At 62.5% G+C, this 17,846-nt stretch carries 17 protein-coding genes; 7 read left to right on the top strand and 10 right to left on the bottom strand.

Annotated elements, in window-relative coordinates; all coding sequences use genetic code 11:
* Nucleotides 1–295: 295 nt before the first annotated feature.
* From nagE to J3P94_RS22340, 5 genes are read right to left on the bottom strand one after another with little or no spacing between them, the layout of a single operon-like run.
* On the bottom strand, nt 296–2,005 hold the full coding sequence (nagE, locus tag J3P94_RS22360; protein WP_434569693.1) for an N-acetylglucosamine-specific PTS transporter subunit IIBC: 1,710 nt from the start codon (nt 2,003–2,005) through the stop codon (nt 296–298).
* Between the two features lie 34 nt (nt 2,006–2,039).
* Nucleotides 2,040–4,553 (bottom strand): phosphoenolpyruvate--protein phosphotransferase, encoded by a 2,514-nt coding sequence (gene ptsP / locus J3P94_RS22355; RefSeq protein WP_434569692.1) that lies wholly within the window; start codon nt 4,551–4,553, stop codon nt 2,040–2,042.
* 53 nt (nt 4,554–4,606) lie between these two features.
* Nucleotides 4,607–5,629, bottom strand: coding sequence for an SIS domain-containing protein (locus tag J3P94_RS22350; RefSeq protein ID WP_434569691.1), 1,023 nt, complete (start codon nt 5,627–5,629; stop codon nt 4,607–4,609).
* Nucleotides 5,610–6,716: an N-acetylglucosamine-6-phosphate deacetylase gene (gene nagA, locus J3P94_RS22345; RefSeq protein WP_434569690.1), complete on the bottom strand. Its 1,107-nt coding sequence runs from the start codon at nt 6,714–6,716 to the stop codon at nt 5,610–5,612. The genes J3P94_RS22350 and nagA overlap by 20 nt, the downstream gene beginning before the upstream one ends.
* Before the next feature lie 16 nt (nt 6,717–6,732).
* Nucleotides 6,733–7,464 carry a GntR family transcriptional regulator gene (locus J3P94_RS22340; protein ID WP_305496537.1) on the bottom strand — a complete coding sequence of 244 codons (732 nt, stop codon included), beginning with the start codon at nt 7,462–7,464 and terminating at the stop codon, nt 6,733–6,735.
* 1,213 nt (nt 7,465–8,677) lie between these two features.
* On the opposite strand from J3P94_RS22340, the gene J3P94_RS22335 reads away from it, so the two are divergent.
* Nucleotides 8,678–8,986: a DUF6124 family protein gene (locus J3P94_RS22335; RefSeq protein ID WP_434569689.1), complete on the top strand. Its 309-nt coding sequence runs from the start codon at nt 8,678–8,680 to the stop codon at nt 8,984–8,986.
* 535 nt (nt 8,987–9,521) lie between these two features.
* On the top strand, nt 9,522–9,971 hold the full coding sequence (locus J3P94_RS22330) for a hypothetical protein (protein WP_434569688.1): 450 nt from the start codon (nt 9,522–9,524) through the stop codon (nt 9,969–9,971).
* 143 nt (nt 9,972–10,114) lie between these two features.
* Here J3P94_RS22330 and J3P94_RS22325 read toward each other — a convergent pair whose 3' ends face one another.
* Nucleotides 10,115–10,315 carry a nucleoid-structuring protein H-NS gene (locus tag J3P94_RS22325; protein ID WP_434574335.1) on the bottom strand — a complete coding sequence of 67 codons (201 nt, stop codon included), beginning with the start codon at nt 10,313–10,315 and terminating at the stop codon, nt 10,115–10,117.
* A 466-nt stretch (nt 10,316–10,781) separates the two neighbouring features.
* Between J3P94_RS22325 and J3P94_RS22320 the strand changes: the two genes are divergently transcribed.
* A complete protein-coding gene (locus J3P94_RS22320) occupies nt 10,782–11,090 on the top strand; it encodes a DUF6124 family protein (RefSeq protein ID WP_434569687.1) in 309 nt (102 codons plus the stop codon).
* Nucleotides 11,091–11,290: 200 nt separating this feature from the next.
* Here J3P94_RS22320 and J3P94_RS22315 read toward each other — a convergent pair whose 3' ends face one another.
* Nucleotides 11,291–11,797 (bottom strand): L,D-transpeptidase family protein, encoded by a 507-nt coding sequence (locus J3P94_RS22315; protein ID WP_305496533.1) that lies wholly within the window; start codon nt 11,795–11,797, stop codon nt 11,291–11,293.
* 40 nt (nt 11,798–11,837) lie between these two features.
* Nucleotides 11,838–12,389: an NUDIX hydrolase gene (locus tag J3P94_RS22310; RefSeq protein WP_434569686.1), complete on the bottom strand. Its 552-nt coding sequence runs from the start codon at nt 12,387–12,389 to the stop codon at nt 11,838–11,840.
* Nucleotides 12,390–12,536: 147 nt separating this feature from the next.
* Between J3P94_RS22310 and J3P94_RS22305 the strand changes: the two genes are divergently transcribed.
* Genes J3P94_RS22305 through J3P94_RS22295 form a run of 3 tightly spaced genes read left to right on the top strand, consistent with a single transcriptional unit; the run spans nt 12,537 to nt 13,883 of the window.
* Complete coding sequence (locus J3P94_RS22305) at nt 12,537–13,136, top strand: CoA pyrophosphatase (protein ID WP_434569685.1); 600 nt, start codon at nt 12,537–12,539, stop codon at nt 13,134–13,136.
* 16 nt (nt 13,137–13,152) lie between these two features.
* Complete coding sequence (locus tag J3P94_RS22300) at nt 13,153–13,677, top strand: gamma carbonic anhydrase family protein (protein WP_434569684.1); 525 nt, start codon at nt 13,153–13,155, stop codon at nt 13,675–13,677.
* A complete protein-coding gene (locus J3P94_RS22295; RefSeq protein WP_434569683.1) occupies nt 13,674–13,883 on the top strand; it encodes a DUF1289 domain-containing protein in 210 nt (69 codons plus the stop codon). Before J3P94_RS22300 ends, J3P94_RS22295 begins: the two co-directional genes overlap by 4 nt.
* 45 nt (nt 13,884–13,928) lie before the next feature.
* On the opposite strand, the gene J3P94_RS22290 is transcribed toward J3P94_RS22295, so the two are convergent.
* Together J3P94_RS22290 and J3P94_RS22285 are read right to left on the bottom strand one after the other, a co-directional pair.
* A complete protein-coding gene (locus tag J3P94_RS22290; protein ID WP_434569682.1) occupies nt 13,929–14,546 on the bottom strand; it encodes a Pr6Pr family membrane protein in 618 nt (205 codons plus the stop codon).
* A gap of 42 nt (nt 14,547–14,588) precedes the next feature.
* Nucleotides 14,589–14,819 (bottom strand): VF530 family DNA-binding protein, encoded by a 231-nt coding sequence (locus J3P94_RS22285; RefSeq protein ID WP_434569681.1) that lies wholly within the window; start codon nt 14,817–14,819, stop codon nt 14,589–14,591.
* A 485-nt stretch (nt 14,820–15,304) separates the two neighbouring features.
* Between J3P94_RS22285 and J3P94_RS22280 the strand changes: the two genes are divergently transcribed.
* The gene (locus J3P94_RS22280; RefSeq protein WP_434569680.1) at nt 15,305–17,719 is read left to right on the top strand and encodes a glucose/quinate/shikimate family membrane-bound PQQ-dependent dehydrogenase; all 2,415 of its coding nucleotides are present in this window, start codon (nt 15,305–15,307) and stop codon (nt 17,717–17,719) included.
* Nucleotides 17,720–17,846 lie beyond the last annotated feature (127 nt).

The raw sequence follows: 17,846 nt of genomic DNA, 5'->3' as shown, positions 1-17,846 counted from the left end.
TTCAGCGGGTTTTTTTATTGCCTGCGATTCTGTGTACGCGAATCCCGTGGCGAGGGCGCTTGCTCCCGCTCGGCTGCGTAGCAGTCGCAAAAACCGGGGCCGCTGCGCGACCCAGCGGGAGCAAGCTCCCTCGCCACGGGTATTTTGTGCATCAGATATTTAACGTTGCTTGTGCCGGCCCCATCGCGAGCAAGCTCGCTCCCACAGGGTAGGGTGTGAATCACATCTGCACATCAAAAGAATCCACTGTGGGAGCGAGCTTGCTCGCGATGGCGTACTTCCAGGCAATAAAAGATCAGGCTTTGACATCCGCCTTACGACTCACGATCACCGCCTCCAACGCCCGCCACACCCCCGGCGCTTTCTCTCCCAGCAACAAGTGCCAAACGCCATCCTCCAGCGCGCTGACCCCCTGGCAGCCAAGCGCTTTTAGCTGGCTTTCCGACAATCCCTTACCATCGGCCAGTTGCACCCGCAAACGGCTCATCGCCACGCAATCGAGTTGCACCACGTTGTGATTGCCGCCCAAGGCATCCAGCCATTTCTGTGCTTCGACAGCGCCGGCCTGTGGTGACGGTTCAACGCTATCCAGTACAGCGACAGAGGCCGTCTGTTCGGAGGAGGGCAAGGCCTGGCGAATTTCATCGGCGATGCTGTCAGCCATCGGCCCGACCACCACCTGCAAGCTACCGCCATAGCCCGGGCGAACCACGGCCATGGCGCCGAGGGCCTTGAGCTGGGCGTCGGACGCCTTGTTGCGGTCCACCATGTCCAGGCGCAGGCGAGTAGTACAGGCGCCGACGGTGATCAGGTTGTCGGCACCGCCCAGCGCCTGGATGTAGGCTGCGGCTCGCTGGTTTTCGGCGATGACCGGTTTGTCGCCCGCCGGCACCTCTTCACGCCCCGGGGTCTTGAGGTCGAAGCGGCGGATGCAGAAGTCGAACACCAGGTAATAGATCAGCGCGTACGCCAGGCCCACCGGGACGACCAGCCAGCCGTTGGTGGATTTGCCCCAGCCCAGCACCATGTCGATGAAACCACCCGAAAAGGTGAAGCCCAGGTGAATGTCCAACAGGTTGGTCACCGCCATCGACAGGCCGGTGAGCAGCGCGTGGACCAGGTACAACAGCGGCGCAAGGAACATGAAGGCAAATTCGATCGGCTCGGTGACGCCGGTCAGGAACGAGGTCAGCGCCATCGACAGCAGGATCCCGCCCATTACCTTGCGCCTCTGGGGCAGGGCGTTGCGGTACATCGCCAGGCATGCGGCGGGCAGACCGAAGAGCATCACCGGGAACATGCCGGTCATGAACTGGCCGCCCTTGGGGTCGCCGGCGAAATAGCGGGTCAGGTCACCGGTGACCACCGCGCCGGTCGCCGGGTCGGTGAAGCTGCCGAAGATGAACCAGGCCATGTTGTTGAGGATGTGGTGCAGGCCGGTGACGATCAGCAGCCGATTGAACACGCCGAACACGAACGCGCCGAAGCTGCCGCTGGCCATCAGCAGTTCGCCGAAGCCGTTGATGCCATGCTGGATCGGCGGCCAGATCAGGCCGAACACGACGCCCAGGCCCACGGCGCTGAAACCGGTGACAATCGGCACGAAACGCCGACCACCAAAAAACGCCAGGTACTCCGGCAGCTTGATGTCCTTGAAGCGGTTGTACAGCGCGCCAGCCAGCAGGCCACTGATGATCCCGGCGAGCATGCCCATGTTGATGGTCGCGTCGAGTACCTTCAGCGTCGCGATCATGACCAGGTAGCCGATCGCCCCGGCCAGCCCGGCGGTGCCGTTGTTGTCCCGGGCGAAGCCCACGGCAATGCCGATGGCGAAAATCAGTGCCAGGTTGGCGAAGATCGCCTGGCCGGCGTCGTGAATGATGGCGATATTCAACAGGTCCGTGTCACCCAGGCGCAACAGCAGGCCGGCAATCGGCAGGATCGCGATCGGCAGCATCAGCGCCCGGCCGAGGCGTTGCAGCCCTTCGATGAAATGCTGGTACATGGCGTCTCTCCTTTTTGTTGTTATTCGACGTGGCTCAGCCCAGAGGCCAGTGTTGGTGACAGGCCTGGCGCACGGCGGCGGCGCTCGGCAGATTGAGCAAATCGGTACTGATGCGGCGGCATTGGGCAGCGTCGAGGTGGCGCACGCGGTCCTTGATTTCACCAATCTGTGGCGGGCTGACCGATAGCTCCCGCACGCCCAGCCCGATCAACACCGGTGTCGCCAGGGGATCGGAAGCCAGGGCGCCACACACGCCGACCCAGCGTCCATGCCTGGCCGCGCCGGCGCAGGTCTGGGCGATCAGCCGCAACAGCGCCGGGTGCAGGGCATCGACCCGGGCGGCGAGGCCGGCGTGGTCGCGGTCCATGGCGAGGGTGTACTGGGAGAGATCGTTTGTGCCGATGGACAGGAAGTCCGCGTGCTCGGCCAGTTGCTCGGCGAGCAGGGCGGCGGCCGGCACTTCGATCATCACCCCCAGATGCGGACGCTCGCCCAGGCCCAGCTCGGTGCCCAAGGCATCAAGGCGCTGGCGGATGTGCAGCAGTTCGTCGACTTCGGTGACCATTGGCAACAGGATCCGGCAGCGATTCAACGGACGGGTCTGCAGCAGGGCGCGCAATTGTTGATCGAGCAATTCCGGGCGCACCTGGGCCAGGCGTATGCCGCGCAGGCCGAGCACCGGGTTGGCTTCGGCCGGCAGCGGCAGGTAATCCAGCTGCTTGTCGCCGCCGACATCGATGGTGCGGATGATCACCGGCCTGTCGCCCATGGCATCGAGCACGGCTTGATAGGCCTGGCGTTGCTCGCTTTCGTCGGGGGCCGTGTGACGGTCGACAAAAAGAAATTCGGTGCGCAACAAACCGACGCCATCGGCACCGTTGGCGAAGGCCTCGCCCGCTTCGGCGCTGGAAGCGACGTTGGCGGCGATTTCGACATCGACCCCATCAACGGTTCGCGCCGGCGTGTGGGCGAGGGACTGATGCCAGGTGCGCAGGGCGGCGCGTTGGGCTTGGGCTTGGCGGACCTGCGTCAGGCGCTCGGCGCTGGGCGTGAGTTCGAGGCGGTCATTGCCAGCGTCCAGCACCACCGTTCGCCCCGGCGCCTGTTCGAGCAGCGCCTCGCCCAACGCCACCAGGCAGGGCAGGCCTTTGCCCCGGGCCAGGATCGCTACGTGGGACGTCGCGCCGCCTTCGGCCATGCATACGCCCGCCACGCCTTGGGCGCCGAGTTGCAGCAGGTCCGAGGGGGTCAGCTCCTGCGCGGCGACAATCGCGCCCACCGGCACGTCGAATTGCCACGCTTCACCCAGCAAGACCCGCAAGACCCGCTGGCGCAAGTCGTGCAAATCATTGGCGCGCTCGGCCAACAACGTGCTGCCCAATTGCCGCAGCACCTGGCACTGCACGTCGATGGAGCGGCTCCAGGCGTGGGCCGCCGCGCAACCCTGATCAATGGAAAGGTAAGCGGCGTCCAGCAGGACCGGGTCTTCCAACAGCGCCAGATGAGCGCTGAAGATCGCCTGCTCCTCCGCGTGGTGCCGGGCCTTGGCGTTTTCCAACGTAACACCGATGTCGCGGCTGACCTGCTCCAGGGCTTGGCGCAGCCGTTGTCGTTGTTCTTCAACGTCGTGACCACCGGGGTCCTCGGGCAATTGAATGCCCTCCAATCGAACCAGCGGGCCGGTGACCAGGCCGGGTGCGGCGCAGACACCGTGCAGCACGCCATCTTCGGCGGCATGGCTCGGCGCCTGGACCCGTGGCGTGTCGGCGTGAACCTCTTCGGCCAAGGCTGTGGATAACGTCTTCAACAACGCTTGCAACGCCGCTTCGGCATCACTGCCGCGGCAACTGACATGGACTTCGGCCTGCTCGGTGATTGCCAGGCCCATCATGCCCATCACGCTGTCACATGGCGCCGAGCGGTCGCCGAAATGCAGGTGCGAGCGGCTTTTGAAGCGTTGCGCAGTCTGGCGAACCAGGGCGGCGGGGCGGGCGTGCAGGCCGCCTCGGTGGACGATGCGGACCTGGCCGGACACTTCGATACCGACCTGCGGTTCGTCGCTGCGGGTTTCGCCCGCCGCCCGGGCGACGATGTGCAGCAAGGGCTCGCCGACCTTGACCGCCTTGAGGGTGATGGGCCGTGCCTGGAAGCGCTCGCCATTGGTAATGATCAGCAGGCTCACCAGGCTTTTGCAGCGCAGTGCCACGCGGTCCAGGTCGTAGCGCAGCAACGCTTGTCCGTTGCTGACCCGGGCGCCTTGCTTGACCAGCATCGAGAACCCGTCGCCCTGCAACTCGACGGTGTCCAGCCCCAGGTGCAGCAGCAGTTCGGCGCCGTTGTCGGCCCGCAGGGTCACGGCGTGGCCGGTGCGAGCGACGTGGATCACCTCGCCGTCACAGGGCGCGTAGAGCGTGTCGTTCAGTGGGTCGATGGCAATCCCGTCGCCCATCGCGCCGCTGGCGAACACCGCGTCCGGGACGTTGGCGAGGGTGAGCAGCGGACCGCTGAGCGGGGCGCTGAGGGTCAGCTCTTTATTGTTATTGGGCATGGGCTCGCTCTCTTTGAAATCGGGTTGGCCTTGCGTTAAAAGACGCCGTCGGCTCAGTGGGTTCGGGTGACCTTGCTCAGGTGCCGTGGCTGGTCCGGATCCATGCCTCGGGCCACGGCCAGCCGGGCGGCCATGCCATAAAAGCTCTGGATCGCCAGGATCGGGTCCAGGGCCGGGTGTTCGGCGCGGGACAGCGTCAGGTCGCGTTCGGCAATGTCATCGGGGGCGGCCAGCAATACCCGCGCGCCGCGTTGGCGCATGTCGGCGGCCAGGCTCAACACGCCGGCCTGCTCGGCACCCCGCGGAGCGAAGACCAGCAGCGGATAGTGTTCGTCGATCAGCGCCATCGGCCCGTGACGGACTTCGGCGCTGCTGAAGGCCTCGGCTTGAATCGCCGAGGTTTCCTTGAATTTGAGCGCCGCTTCCTGGGCGATGGCGAACCCGGCGCCACGGCCGATCACCATCAACCGCGTACAGTCGCGCAGGGCCTCGACGGCCGGGCTCCAATCCTGGCGCGCGGCGTCGCGCAAGCCTTCGGGCAACGCGCGGCCAGCCTCCAGTAACTCGGAATCGTCCTTCCAGTGCGCCACCAGCCGCGTGCTGGCGCTGAGGGTGGCGATGAAACTCTTGGTCGCGGCGACGCTGTTTTCGACGCCGGCGCACAGCGGCACGCTGAATTCACAGGCAGCCTCCAGCGGCGAATCCTCGGCGTTGACCATCGCCACGCTCAGCGCGCCACGCTTGCGCAACAGACGCAGGCTGTTCACCAGGTCGGGGCTCTGCCCGGACTGGGAAAAGGCAAAGGCCACCTGGCCGCTGACCTTGAGCGGCGCCTGTTGCAGGGTTACCACCGACATGGGCAACGACGCCACCGGCAAGCCGAGGTGCTGCATGGTCAGGTAGGCGAAGTAACTGGCGGCATGATCGGAGCTGCCCCGGGCGACGGTCATCGCCACTTGCGGCGGCTGGCGGCGCAGGCGTCCGGCGATTTCCTGCAGGGCCGGATCCAGCCGCTGCAACTGGCGCTCGACGGCATCGGACGAGGCGAGGGCCTCTTCAAGCATTCTGGAAGACAATGGCTTCTCCTTCGACCATCACGTCGGTCAGGTTCAGGGAACGGTCAAGGCGCACACAGTCGGCCCAGGCACCGCGGTGCAGGCGTCCGCGTTCGGGCAGGCCGAGGTAATCGGCGGGAAATTGCGACAGGCGTTGCGAGGCTTCGGCGATGGGCAGGCCGATCTTCACCAGGTTGCGCAGGGCCTGGTCCATGGTCAGAGTGCTGCCGGCCAGCGTGCCGTCGGCCAGCCGCACGCCGCCCAGGCATTTGGTCACGGTGTGGCTGCCCAGCTTGTATTCGCCGTCGGGCATGCCGGCGGCGGCCGTCGAGTCGGTGACGCAATACAGGCACGGAATCGAACGCAGGGCCACGCGCATGGCGCCGGGGTGTACGTGCAGCAGATCCGGGATCAATTCGGCATATTGCGCATGGGCCAACGCCGCGCCGACGATGCCCGGTTCGCGGTGATGCAACGGGCTCATGGCGTTATACAAATGGGTAAAACTGCTGGCCCCGGCGGCCAGCGCCGCGACACCTTCTTCGTAGCTGCCCAGGGTATGGCCGATCTGCATGCGCACGCCGCGGGCGCTGAGGGCGCGGATCAAGGCATCGTGCCCGGCGATTTCCGGCGCGATGGTGATCACCCGGATCGGCGCCAGGGCGAGATAAGCCTCCACTTCCGCCATCAACGCGGTGTGGGCGAAATTCGGTTGGGCGCCGAGTTTCCCGGGGTTGATATATGGCCCTTCCAGATGCACGCCGAGCACCCGCGCGCTGCCGCCGGGCCGCTGTTCGCAGTATTCGCCGAGGGCCTTGAGCACCCCGGCGATTTCTTCGCTCGGTGCCGTCATGGTGGTGGCGAGCAGCGACGTGGTGCCGAAGCGCACGTGGGTTCGGGCGATCGTCTCGAACGCCGTCGCGCCCTCCATGATGTCCTTGCCGCCACCGCCGTGCACATGCAGGTCGATGAAGCCGGGCAGCAGATAGGGCAGGTCGTTGCTCGCCGGGTCGCAGGGCTGGCCTTCGATGGCCGCGACCTTGCCGTGTTCGTGGAACAGGCGGCCGCGTATCCAGCCGTTGGCGGTGAGGATGTTGTCTTCGGACATGGGAATTCTCTGGTCTCTAGCGCCGCAGCTCGGCGACAAAGTCGTAGTAGTCGTTGCGGCAATAGGTGTCGGTGACTTCGATGGGCGTGTTGTCTTCCAGGTAGCCGACCCGCGTCATCAGCAACATCGCGGTGCCGGGGGCGATGCCCACCAGGGCGGCGAATTCATCCGAAGCGTTGATCGCCTGGATGTGTTGCAGCGCGCGAACGACCGGTTTGCCAATGCCATCGAGGAACTCGTACAGCGAATCGCCCACCGCCTGTGGCTTGGGAATGATCGATGCCGGCAGCGTGCTCATTTCAATCGCCATGACCGTGTCATCGGCCTTGCGCAGGCGCTTGAGCCGCGCGACTTTGTCGGTGGGCGACAGGCCCAGGCGGATCAGTTCTTCGTGGGTCGGCGGGGTGATCTCGCGCTCCAGCCATTGCGAACCGGGCACGAAGCCCTTGAGCCGGAGCATCTCGCTGAAGCCGCTGAGGCGTGACAGCGGTTGTTCCAGGCGCGGGGTGATGAACGTGCCCGAACCCTGGTTGCGGCGGATCAGGCCTTGTTCGAACAGCACTTCCAGTGCTTTGCGGGCGGTAACCCGGGAGATGCCCAGTTGTTCGCTGAGGCTGCGCTCGGACGGCATTGCCTGCTCGGCTTTCCATTGGCCGGCGTGGATGGCGGCTTCCAGGTTGCGGGCCAGTTGCAGGTAGAGCGGGGTGGGTTGGGTGTCGTCAGGGCGCAGGGTCTGGATGTCGTTCATGGGGGTGTCCGATGCGGTTTTTTTGGGCGTTGTCGCTCGGTAAGTTAGGGTGGAAGCTAATACCACTTAAATACCATGTCAACGTGGGATCTGGTTAGTTCCGGCGTATTTCGAGGGGGTTGGCTTTAAGTGGTATTAGCGGGTGGGGGAGGGGGTGTGAGTGTACGGCGTTGGGTGGTGGTTTCAGGAGGGCAGTGGTATGCATGGGTTGTAAATTATGGGATTCGATATTTATTTTTTGTGACGACTGGCGGGGGGATATCCGTTGCTGCGGTAATGGCCACTTATGGTTCCGCTTTTACAGCGGGTCACTTTTGGAAGAGCGCCAAAAGTAACCAAAAGCGCTTTGCCCCACCACTCGGCACCTCGCCTGGGCTCGGTGTGCCCTCACTCCGGCATTGCTCCGTGGGCCCGCCGCGAAGGGCCGTCCCTGGCCCAGCGCGGCTATCCCGGCATCCATGCCGGGATGCCCACTCCACAATACCTGCGTTCGGCCATCGTGGTTAACGGGGCGCTGAGATCAAAGTCAAAAGCACGGCAAGAGCAAGAGCAAGAGCAAGAACCGGCCTGTCTTTGGCGGTCGTACTTCGATCCATCTGTGGGAGCGAGCCTGCTCGCGAAGGCGGAGTGTCTGTTGATGAGGATGCTGGATGTGCCGGCCCCTTCGCGGGCAAGCCCGCTCCCACAGGGGCTGCGGTGTGCGCAAGTTTTGTAGCTGCTGAAGATCGAATGTGGGAGCGAGCCTGCTCGCGAAGGCGGAGTGTCAATCGATGAAGGATGCTGGCTGTACTGGCCTCTTCGCTAGCACCATTACCGGCCGTTATCGCAGCAACGGATATGTACCCAATTCAACTCCTAAAAAGACTACCCGGCGTTTTGTGGGAAACATCCCGGATTAGATGGTTGGTCTGTCAGACGCCCCGAAATTTCCGACATGTTTTTAAGGTTGTCCCTCGGAAGTCAGGGTTCTAGTCTTTGGGCGTCGCTGCCAATTTAGCGACCGGACGTGAGAATCCGAGCATCTCTAGGCGCACAGGCGCCCACCATATAAAGTGCAGGCGCATTTCGCCTATGCATCATGTTATGGCGGCTGTGCGCGGGCACGCTTCTGCGTGGCCGGGTTCCTAGAGTCCGGATTCTCACCCCGCGTACGGCTGCCACCCCCCAGTCCGTGAGAAGACTCGGTGGTAGCTCCATCTCTAGGAGCAAGACCATGATCAAAGAAACCCCAAACCCGCCGAACCCCGCCGATCGCGCTATGGACCAGAATCCCAAGCCCGACGACAGCGATTCAGACCCCCAATCCTCGACCGAACTGTTCAACGTGGCGGACAGCATCGACACCGAAACCCTGCTAGCCAACCTCAGCGAAACCCTGGCCTCGGCCAATGCAATGCTCAGCGACCTGGCATTCAATCTGGAAGGCTCACGACGGCACGTAGCGTTGGGAGTGGTGCAGATGATTGAGCTGGGGGAGTTGCTGACAAACAAGGCCTTGGATCGGGTCGAGCTTCGGACTTGATGCCATAAGGAATGGCCTCTTCGTCGGATCGCCGCCCGGAGCAGGCTCGCTCCCACAGGAGGAGTGCGGTCCCACCAAAACCAGGTCGGCTTCAGGCCGCCTCGTGGCGGACGTTGATTTCGGCGCCCCGTTAACCACGCTGGCCGAACGCAGGCATTGTGGAGTGGGCATCGGATGCCGGGATAGCCGCGCTGGGCCAGGGACGGCCCTTCGCGGCGGGCCACGGAGCAATGCCGGAGTGAGGGGACACCGAGCCTTGGCGAGGTGCCGAGTGGTGGGGCAGAAGCGTTTTGGTTACTATTGCGCTTCTCAAAAGTGACCCGCTGTAAAAGCGGAACCATTACTGGCCGTGACCGCAGCAAAGGATATGTACCCCCATTCAACTCCAAAAAACTACCAGAACTCTGTGGGAAACATCCCTGATCAGATGGTTGGTCTGTCAGACGCCCCGAAATTTCCGACATGTTTTTAAGGTTGTCCCTCGGAAGTGAGAATTCTAGTTTCAGGAGTCGCGTTTAGTTAGTGTGCAGAGATTATGAATCCCGTTAACGGTTACGTCCTTTCAAGCGCCTTGGATGTGCTAGTCAAAAGCCCGCTAATTCATGCTGATGACGCTGCGCTAGTGAGCGCGGCTACAGCGGTCTGGTATTCCAATTTGGATCTGACGAGCACAACCCAAGCTTTTCTCGGCCGGCATACCGAAGAAATAGAAATTCGTCGTGCCGGTTATTTGCTGGAACGATTTACTCGTTTTTCATGCGTAACGGACGCTCGTGCATCTGATGTTTTTAAAGCCCTTGAAGTTTTTTGGCTTTCGACGCCGAAGCAAGCTGTAACTTCGAAGAGTCAAGTTGCGCTTCGAAAACGGCGGGATGAACTGGCTCTTTCCTGGGGGTTGAGTGAGGGGCTTGGCTTGAAAATACAAACCTTGTTGCCCTACCAGACCCGACACTATGAAGCTCAGCAGCGTGCAACCATTCTTTAATCTTGTGTTCTTGCAGGGCTCTGTGGGCGAGCCCGCTCGCGAAGGCGATGTCACAGCCGATGAAGAAGTTGGCAGTGCCGGCCTCTTCGCGAGCAGGCTCGCTCCCACAGGAGAAGTGCGGTCCCACCAAAACCAGGTCGGCTTCAGGCCGCCTCGCGGTGGACGTTGATTTCGGGCGCCCCGTTAACCACGATGGCCGAACGCAGGCATTGTGGAGTGGGCATCCCGGCATGGATGCCGGGATAGCCGCGCTGGGCCAGGGACGGCCCTTCGCGGCGGGCCCACGGAGCAATGCCGGAGTGAGGGCATGCCGAGCCCAGGCGAGGCACCGAGTGGTGGGGCAAAGGCGTTTTGCTTACTTTTGCGCCTCTTAAAAGTGAGCCGCTGTAAAAGCGGAACCATTACTGGCCGTGACCGCAGCAATGGATATGTACTCAATTCAACTCCCAAAAAGACTAGCCGGAATTTTGTGGGAAACATCCCGGATCAGGTGGGTGGTCTGTCAGACAACCCGAAATTTCCGACATGTTTTTAAGGTTGTCCCTCGGAAGTCAGGCAGCTAGCCTCAGGGTGTCGCTGCCAATTCAGCGACTCGGATTTGACCGTCCGAATTAATAAGGCGCGTCAGCGCTCCAAGGCCTATTTCAGGCGTTTTTCTTTCGTCTGAGGTATCGTGTCGCGGCGGCTGTGCGTGGGACGTCTGCGGACGTGCCGGTTTGCCTTATTCCCGGTCGGTCAACCCGCGTACAGCTGCCACTTTTTTGTTTGACCGCGAAAGGTGGTGGCTCCATCAAAAATAAGGAGCTGCGAATGATCAAAGAAACCCCAAACCCGCCAAACCCCGCCCACCGCGCTATGGACCAGAATCCCAAGCCCGACGACAGCGACTCAGAACCCCAACCCTCGACCCAACTGTTCAACGTGACGGACTGCATCGACACGGAAACCCTGCTAGCCAACCTCAGCGAAACCCTGGCCTCGGCCAATGCAATGCTCAGCGACTTGGCATTCAATCTCGACGGCTCACGACGGCACGTGGCATTGGGAGTGGTGCAGATGATAGAGCTAGGGGAGTTGCTGACGAACAAGGCCTTGGATCGGGTCGAGCTTCGAACTTGATGCCATAAGGAATGGCCTCATCCCTTGCACGATGCGGGAACGCCAGGCCCCCTGTGGCGAGGGAGCTTGCTCCCGCTGGGTTGCGAAGCGACCCTGAAACCTGACAGCGCGGTGTGTCAGGCGGATTGAGTTGTCTGCGTTGGGGCTGCTGCGCAGCCCAGCGGGAGCAAGCTCCCTCGCCACAAAGGCTCCTTGCGCAGTTACGGGCGAATCTCGATCATCGTCCCATCCGGCACCAGGTTCCACACCTCACGCATATCCACATTGCGCATGGCGATGCAGCCATCGGTCCAGTCCAGCGTATGGAACAACTGCTCAGGGTTCTCCTCCGAATCCGGCGTGCCGTGGATCATGATCATTCCCCCCGGCTCCACGCCTTCGCGGCGGGCGCGGGCGGCGTCGCTGATGTTGGGGTAGGAAATGTGCATCGACAGGTAGAAGCGCTCGCTGGTCTTGCGCCAGTCCAGCCAGTAGAAACCCTCGGGGGTGCGCTTGTCGCCTTCGATCAGCTTGGGGCCTTTCTTGGCACCCTTGCCCAGGGAGATGCGATAGGTCTTCAGCGGCTTGCCGTCGTTGATCAATTGCAATTGATGGGCGGACTTCAGCACCAGGACTTTTTCAATGACCTTGCCGTTATAGGTTCCCACGGCGGCGGCTTGGGACACAGCGGTGAACGACAGGCAGAACAGGACAAGCAACCAGCGCATTAAAACGATATCCCTAGAGGTGTCGCGACTATATTGATGTTCAGGTATTGGCAGGCTGGGCCAGCGGCGGTATCGACTCGGATCGTACCGGGTAATCCTCGGCCTGTCGGTCCGCGTAAAAGTATTCCAGGGTACGGCCCACCGTGCGGAAAGCCAGTTCGTCCCACGGAATCTCGGTTTCTTCGAACAGCTTCACTTCCAGGCTCTCGGGCCCGGCGGCAAAATCCATGTCGACCAGCTCTGCGCGGAAGAATACATGCACCTGGCTGATGTGCGGTACGTCGATCAGCGTATAGATGCTCAGGTTTCGTACCCGGGCGCAGGCTTCCTCGGCGGTTTCACGGACGGCGGCCTGCTCGACGGTCTCGCCGTTTTCCATGAAGCCCGCCGGCAACGTCCAATAACCGCGGCGCGGCTCGATGGCGCGGCGGCATAAAAGGACTTTGCTACCCCAGGTCGGTACACATCCGGCAACGATATTGGGGTTCTGATAATGGATGGTGTGGCAGGTGTCGCAGACGAAGCGCAGGCGCGAGTCGCCCTCGGGTATGCGCTGGGTCACCGGGTTACCGCACTGGCTGCAGAATTTCATGCTTGGATTCCTGGAGGCTGCGCCTATCTTGGCGTGTGCGGGCGGGTATCGGCAAGTTGTCGTTTCGCGACATGACGTGGTCCCGGGGCTTGGGCCGCCTGGCTGATTGGTGCATGATGCTAGGCAGCGAATAAATCGAGAAGTCTCATGCTGGACGAGCTACTGCATCGAGTAAGCAACCATACGCCGCGCGATCTGGAGACCGATCGGCGTTTCCCTGAAGCGGCGGTGCTGGTGCCGATCACCCGCAGCGACGAGCCGGAACTGGTCCTGACTTTGCGCGCCAGCGGGCTCTCGACCCACGGCGGCGAAGTGGCTTTCCCCGGCGGGCGCCGCGACCCGGAAGACCCGGACCTGATCTTCACTGCCTTGCGCGAAGCCGAAGAGGAAATCGGCCTGCCGCCTGGCCTGGTGGAAGTGATCGGCCCTCTCAGCCCGCTGATTTCCCTGCATGGCATCAAGGTCACCCCCTATGTCGGGGTGATTCCCGATTACGTCGAGTACCAGGCCAACGACGCCGAGATCGCCGCGGTCTTCAGCGTGCCGCTGGAGTTTTTCCGCAAGGACCCGCGCGAGCACACCCACCGCATCGATTACCAGGGGCGCAGCTGGTACGTGCCCAGTTATCGCTTCGGCGAATACAAGATCTGGGGCCTGACGGCGATCATGATCGTCGAGCTGGTCAACCTGCTGTACGACGCGGGTATCGACCTGCACACACCGCCCAACAGTTTCATCAATACCTGACGCCCCGAGGACTCCCATGAAATACCGCCTGGGCGATGCCCGTGTCGAAACCCACCCACAGAGCTGGGTTGCGCCCAACGCCACGCTGATGGGCAAGGTCCGCCTCGAAGAAGGCGCCAATGTCTGGTTCAACGCCGTGTTGCGCGGCGACAACGAACTGATCCTGATCGGCAAGAACAGCAACGTGCAGGACGGCACGGTGATGCACACCGACATGGGCTTCCCGCTGACCATCGGCACCGGCGTGACCATCGGCCACAACGCGATGCTCCACGGCTGCACGGTGGGGGACTACAGCCTGATCGGCATTAACGCGGTGATCCTCAATGGCGCGAAGATCGGCAGGAATTGCATCATCGGCGCCAACTCGCTGATTGGCGAAGGCAAGGAGATTCCCGACGGTTCGCTGGTGATGGGCTCGCCGGGCAAGGTCGTGCGCGAGCTGACCGAGGCCCAGAAGAAGATGCTCGAAGCCAGCGCGGCGCACTATGTGCACAACTCGCAGCGTTATGCCCGCGACTTGGTCGAGCAAGAACAATGAACCCGGCTGAACGTCCGGTTCCCTCGCCCTGCGTGAACATCTGCGCGCTGGATGATGACGACATCTGCACCGGCTGCCAGCGCACCGTGGCGGAAATCACCCGCTGGAGCCGGATGGACAATGAAGAGCGGCGCGGCGTCCTGGCGTTGTGTCACGAACGGGCCAAGGCCAGTGGGTTGGTTTGGATGTTGCCGGCAAAACCCTGACGTTCCCCTGTGGCGAGGGCGCAAGCTCCCTCGCCACAAAAGCATTCACAACGCTTTAGCTGCCCGCCGCCCCAGCCACCGATCCAATCCCACCACCCCCAGCGCGATCCCGACAAACCCCGCCAATATCCCCCCGGCGTTGATCAGTACCTGTGGATAACCCAGAGTCGCAACGTCAATGAAAGGGTAAGGGTAAGCCGCCAGCAGATTGCCACGCAGCAGGATATAACCGAAGTACACCAAGGGATAAAGCATCCACAGCCCGATGTGGCGCAGGCGCAAGCTGCCCTTGGGCACGCAGAACCACCAGTAGCCGATGAACAGCACGGGCATCACGTCATGCAACAGTTCGTCGGCGATGAACTGCCAGCCTTCGGGTTGCCAGAGATGGCGCAGCAGCAGGCTGTAGGCCAGGCCGACCAGGGCAATGCTCACGGCGATGCCGCTGCATACCGCTGGCCCGAGGAACCAGCGCCGCGCCGCTGAATCACGGTGGGTCAGTTCGAAGCTCAGCACCACGGCCACCAGCGTGTTGGTCAGCACCGTGAAAAAACTGAAGCAATTCACCAGCCCGCCCAGCAGGCTCGCGCCCAATTCCCAGCGTCCCAGCAAGATCAGATACAACTGGATGCTCAGTCCCGCCCAGCCAAGCAGTGCCGCCATCGACACGAAACCGCGCCGCAGGGGAATTCCAACGCCCACGACTCAGACCGGCCGTTTCGTGCGCATCAGCTTGATGTACAGGCGCTCGACTTTTTCCCGCGCCCACGGCGTCTTGCGCAGGAAGGTCAGGCTCGACTTGATGCTGGGGTCGCTCTTGAAACAGCGGATATCGATACGTTCGGCCAGGCCCGACCACTCGTAGTGTTGCACCAGGGCATTGAGGATCTGCTCCAGCGTCACGCCGTGCAATGGATTGTCGTTGTGTTCGGTCATGAAGCCTGTACACCAGGTAAGTGATATGCCGCGCACCTTAGCCGAGGTACCGTTCGGGTGGAAGCGCCGCGCTTTGAAAGCAGTGGCCGCGTCGTTGAAGCCCGTTTGACTGTTACCGAATCCGAAAGGATCCATGTTGGTAAAAGCGCTTTCTCTATTTGTAACAGAACATTATCCTTGCGCAGCCAGCTGAAACGCTTCTCCTGCCGAGCCAGAGCCTTTGCGTTTGTTCAATCCTTAAAAAAGGATCAAGAAACCCCTCTTTATCTTTGATGTTCAGACTCTGTCAGACAGCGCTGTCCGGCTTCGCTGCCAGGCGGACGACACGCCGATTGGCGGGAGCCAGTCGTCGTTCTGATGGCCAACGCAAGCCCAGCGGCAGCGCGTCGACCGATCACTTTTTTACTGAACCATGCCTGCGCGAGATCGTCATCTAAAGTGACTGCTTGCGCGGGACTCTTTAAAACGTCACGGAGATACACACTATGAGCACTGAGGGTGCTTTGAGTCGAAGCCGTCTGCTACCGAGCCTGCTCGGCATTCTGCTTCTATTGATGGGCCTGGCCCTGTTGGCCGGGGGAATCAAGCTGAGCACGCTCGGCGGCTCGCTGTATTACCTGCTGGCCGGTATCGGCCTGGCGCTCACCGGCGTCCTGCTGATCCTGGCCCGCCGTGCGGCGTTGTGGCTGTACGCGCTGGTGCTGTTCGCCAGTACCGTGTGGGCCCTGTGGGAAGTGGGCCTGGACTGGTGGCAACTGGTGCCGCGCCTGGCGATGCTGTTTGCCCTGGGCATCGTCTTGCTGCTGCCATGGTTCCGCCGCCCGTTGCTGACTGCCGACGCGTCGCCGATGGGCACCCGCGCATTGGGCGCTGCGGTGATCATCGCCGGTATCGCCGCGCTCGCCAGCCAGTTCACCAACCCGGGTGAAATCAAGGGCCAACTGGACCGCGACAGCGTGCCGGGCATGGCCAACACCGCACCGGCGATGCCGGACGGGGACTGGAACTCCTACGGCCGCAGCGCCCACGGCGACCGTTATTCGCCGCTGGCGCAGATCACCCCGCAGAACGTCGGCCAGTTGAAGGAAGCCTGGACGTTCCGCACCGGTGACCTGCCAGGGCCGAACGACCCGGGCGAGACTACCGCTGAAAACACCCCGCTCAAGGCCAACGGCATGCTCTACGTGTGCACGCCGCACAGCCAGGTGATTGCACTGGAGCCTGAAACCGGCAAGGAAATCTGGCGTTTCGATCCGAAGCTTTCCACGCAGAACGCGGAAAACTTCAAGGGTTGGGCCCACATGACCTGCCGCGGTGTGAGCTATCACGATGACGCCGTGTACGCCTCGGCCGAGCAGAGCCCGACCGGCACCGCCAGCACCACGCCGGCCAGCACCGTGTGCCCACGGCGGATCTTCCTGCCAACCGCCGACACCCGCCTGATCGCCCTCAACGCCGACACCGGCAAGATGTGCGAAGACTTCGGCGACAAGGGCCAGGTCGACCTGACCGCCAACATCGGTGGTTTCACCGCTGGCGGTTACTACTCCACCTCGCCACCGGCGGTCACCCAGAACCTGGTCGTGATCGGCGGCCACGTCACCGATAACGTTTCCACTGACGAGCCAAGCGGTGTAATCCGTGCCTACGACGTGCACACCGGCAAGCTGGTATGGAACTGGGACAGTGGCAACCCGGACGACACCACGCCGATTGCCGAAGGCCAGACCTACACCCGCAACTCGCCAAACATGTGGTCGATGTTCAGCGTCGACGAAAAACTCGGCATGCTCTACCTGCCGATGGGCAACCAGACGCCCGACCAGTTCGGTGGTTTCCGCACGCCCGAGTCGGAAAAATACGCTGCTGGCCTGACCGCGCTGGACATCGCCACCGGCAAGGTGCGCTGGTACTTCCAGTTCACTCACCACGACCTGTGGGACATGGACGTCGGCGGCCAGCCGACCCTGATGGACCTCAAGACTGCTGATGGCGTGAAACCGGCCGTGCTGGCTTCGACCAAGCAGGGCAGCATCTACGTGCTGGACCGCAGCAACGGCCAGCCGATCGTGCCAATCAAGGAGATCCCGGTGCCGCAAGGCGCGGTGGAAGGCGACTTCACTTCGCCGACCCAACCGATGTCCGACCTGAACTTCGTGCCGCCGGTCCTTAAGGAGCGCGACATGTGGGGCGTGACCCCGTTCGACCAGATGCTGTGCCGGATCGACTTCAAGTCGCTGCGCTACGAGGGCATGTTCACACCGCCGTCGTTGCAGGGCTCGATCGTCTATCCAGGCAACTTCGGTGTGTTCGACTGGGGCGGTATCTCGGTGGATCCGGTGCGCCAGATCGCTTTCGTCAACCCGAGCTACATGGCGTTCAAGTCGAAACTGGTGCCGGCGGCGGAAGTGGCCGGTGGCCCGGGCCGCAAGAGCGAAACCGAAGGCGTGCAGCCGAACAAGGGCGCGCCGTACGGCGTAATCCTCGAGGCGCTGCTTTCGCCAATGGGCCTGCCTTGCCAGGCACCGGCCTGGGGTTATGTGGCGGCCGTCGACCTGACCAACAACAAAACCCTGTGGAAGCACAAGAACGGCACCGTGCGCGACAGCTCGCCGGTTCCGATCCCGCTGAGCATGGGCGTTCCGAGCCTGGGCGGCACGTTCACCACCGCCAGTGGCCTGGCGTTCCTGAGCGGCACGCTGGACCAGTACCTGCGCGCCTATGACGTGAAGAACGGCAAACAGCTGTGGGAAGGCCGCCTGCCCGCCGGCGCCCAGACCACGCCGATGACCTACACCGGCAAGGACGGCAAGCAATACGTGCTGGTCGTAGCCGGCGGCCATGGCTCGCTGGGGACCAAGCAGGGTGATTATGTGATCGCCTACAAGCTGGCGGATTAAGCAGAACCGCGCCCAAGAAAAAGGCGACACCCTTGCGGGTGTCGCCTTTTTTTGTACCGGAGTCTGAACATAGCCGCTTTTGTGGCGAGGGAGCTTGCTCCCGCTGGGTTGCGAAGCAGCCCCCGCT

The sequence above is a fragment of the Pseudomonas sp. Z3-8 genome (genome assembly GCF_051131975.1).
GTDB lineage: Bacteria > Pseudomonadota > Gammaproteobacteria > Pseudomonadales > Pseudomonadaceae > Aquipseudomonas.
Note: the sequence above shows the minus strand (reverse complement) of the source record. Positions and strands in the feature narration are given on the sequence as shown.

Coding starts and splice junctions, on each gene's coding strand:
- nagE (WP_434569693.1), bottom strand. CDS start 2,005: ATGTACCAGCATTTCATCGAAGGGCTGCAACGCCTCGGCCGGGCGCTG.
- ptsP (WP_434569692.1), bottom strand. CDS start 4,553: ATGCCCAATAACAATAAAGAGCTGACCCTCAGCGCCCCGCTCAGCGGT.
- nagA (WP_434569690.1), bottom strand. CDS start 6,716: ATGTCCGAAGACAACATCCTCACCGCCAACGGCTGGATACGCGGCCGC.
- J3P94_RS22340 (WP_305496537.1), bottom strand. CDS start 7,464: ATGAACGACATCCAGACCCTGCGCCCTGACGACACCCAACCCACCCCG.
- J3P94_RS22335 (WP_434569689.1), top strand. CDS start 8,678: ATGATCAAAGAAACCCCAAACCCGCCGAACCCCGCCGATCGCGCTATG.
- J3P94_RS22330 (WP_434569688.1), top strand. CDS start 9,522: ATGAATCCCGTTAACGGTTACGTCCTTTCAAGCGCCTTGGATGTGCTA.
- J3P94_RS22320 (WP_434569687.1), top strand. CDS start 10,782: ATGATCAAAGAAACCCCAAACCCGCCAAACCCCGCCCACCGCGCTATG.
- J3P94_RS22315 (WP_305496533.1), bottom strand. CDS start 11,797: ATGCGCTGGTTGCTTGTCCTGTTCTGCCTGTCGTTCACCGCTGTGTCC.
- J3P94_RS22310 (WP_434569686.1), bottom strand. CDS start 12,389: ATGAAATTCTGCAGCCAGTGCGGTAACCCGGTGACCCAGCGCATACCC.
- J3P94_RS22305 (WP_434569685.1), top strand. CDS start 12,537: ATGCTGGACGAGCTACTGCATCGAGTAAGCAACCATACGCCGCGCGAT.
- J3P94_RS22300 (WP_434569684.1), top strand. CDS start 13,153: ATGAAATACCGCCTGGGCGATGCCCGTGTCGAAACCCACCCACAGAGC.
- J3P94_RS22295 (WP_434569683.1), top strand. CDS start 13,674: ATGAACCCGGCTGAACGTCCGGTTCCCTCGCCCTGCGTGAACATCTGC.
- J3P94_RS22290 (WP_434569682.1), bottom strand. CDS start 14,546: ATGGCGGCACTGCTTGGCTGGGCGGGACTGAGCATCCAGTTGTATCTG.
- J3P94_RS22285 (WP_434569681.1), bottom strand. CDS start 14,819: ATGACCGAACACAACGACAATCCATTGCACGGCGTGACGCTGGAGCAG.
- J3P94_RS22280 (WP_434569680.1), top strand. CDS start 15,305: ATGAGCACTGAGGGTGCTTTGAGTCGAAGCCGTCTGCTACCGAGCCTG.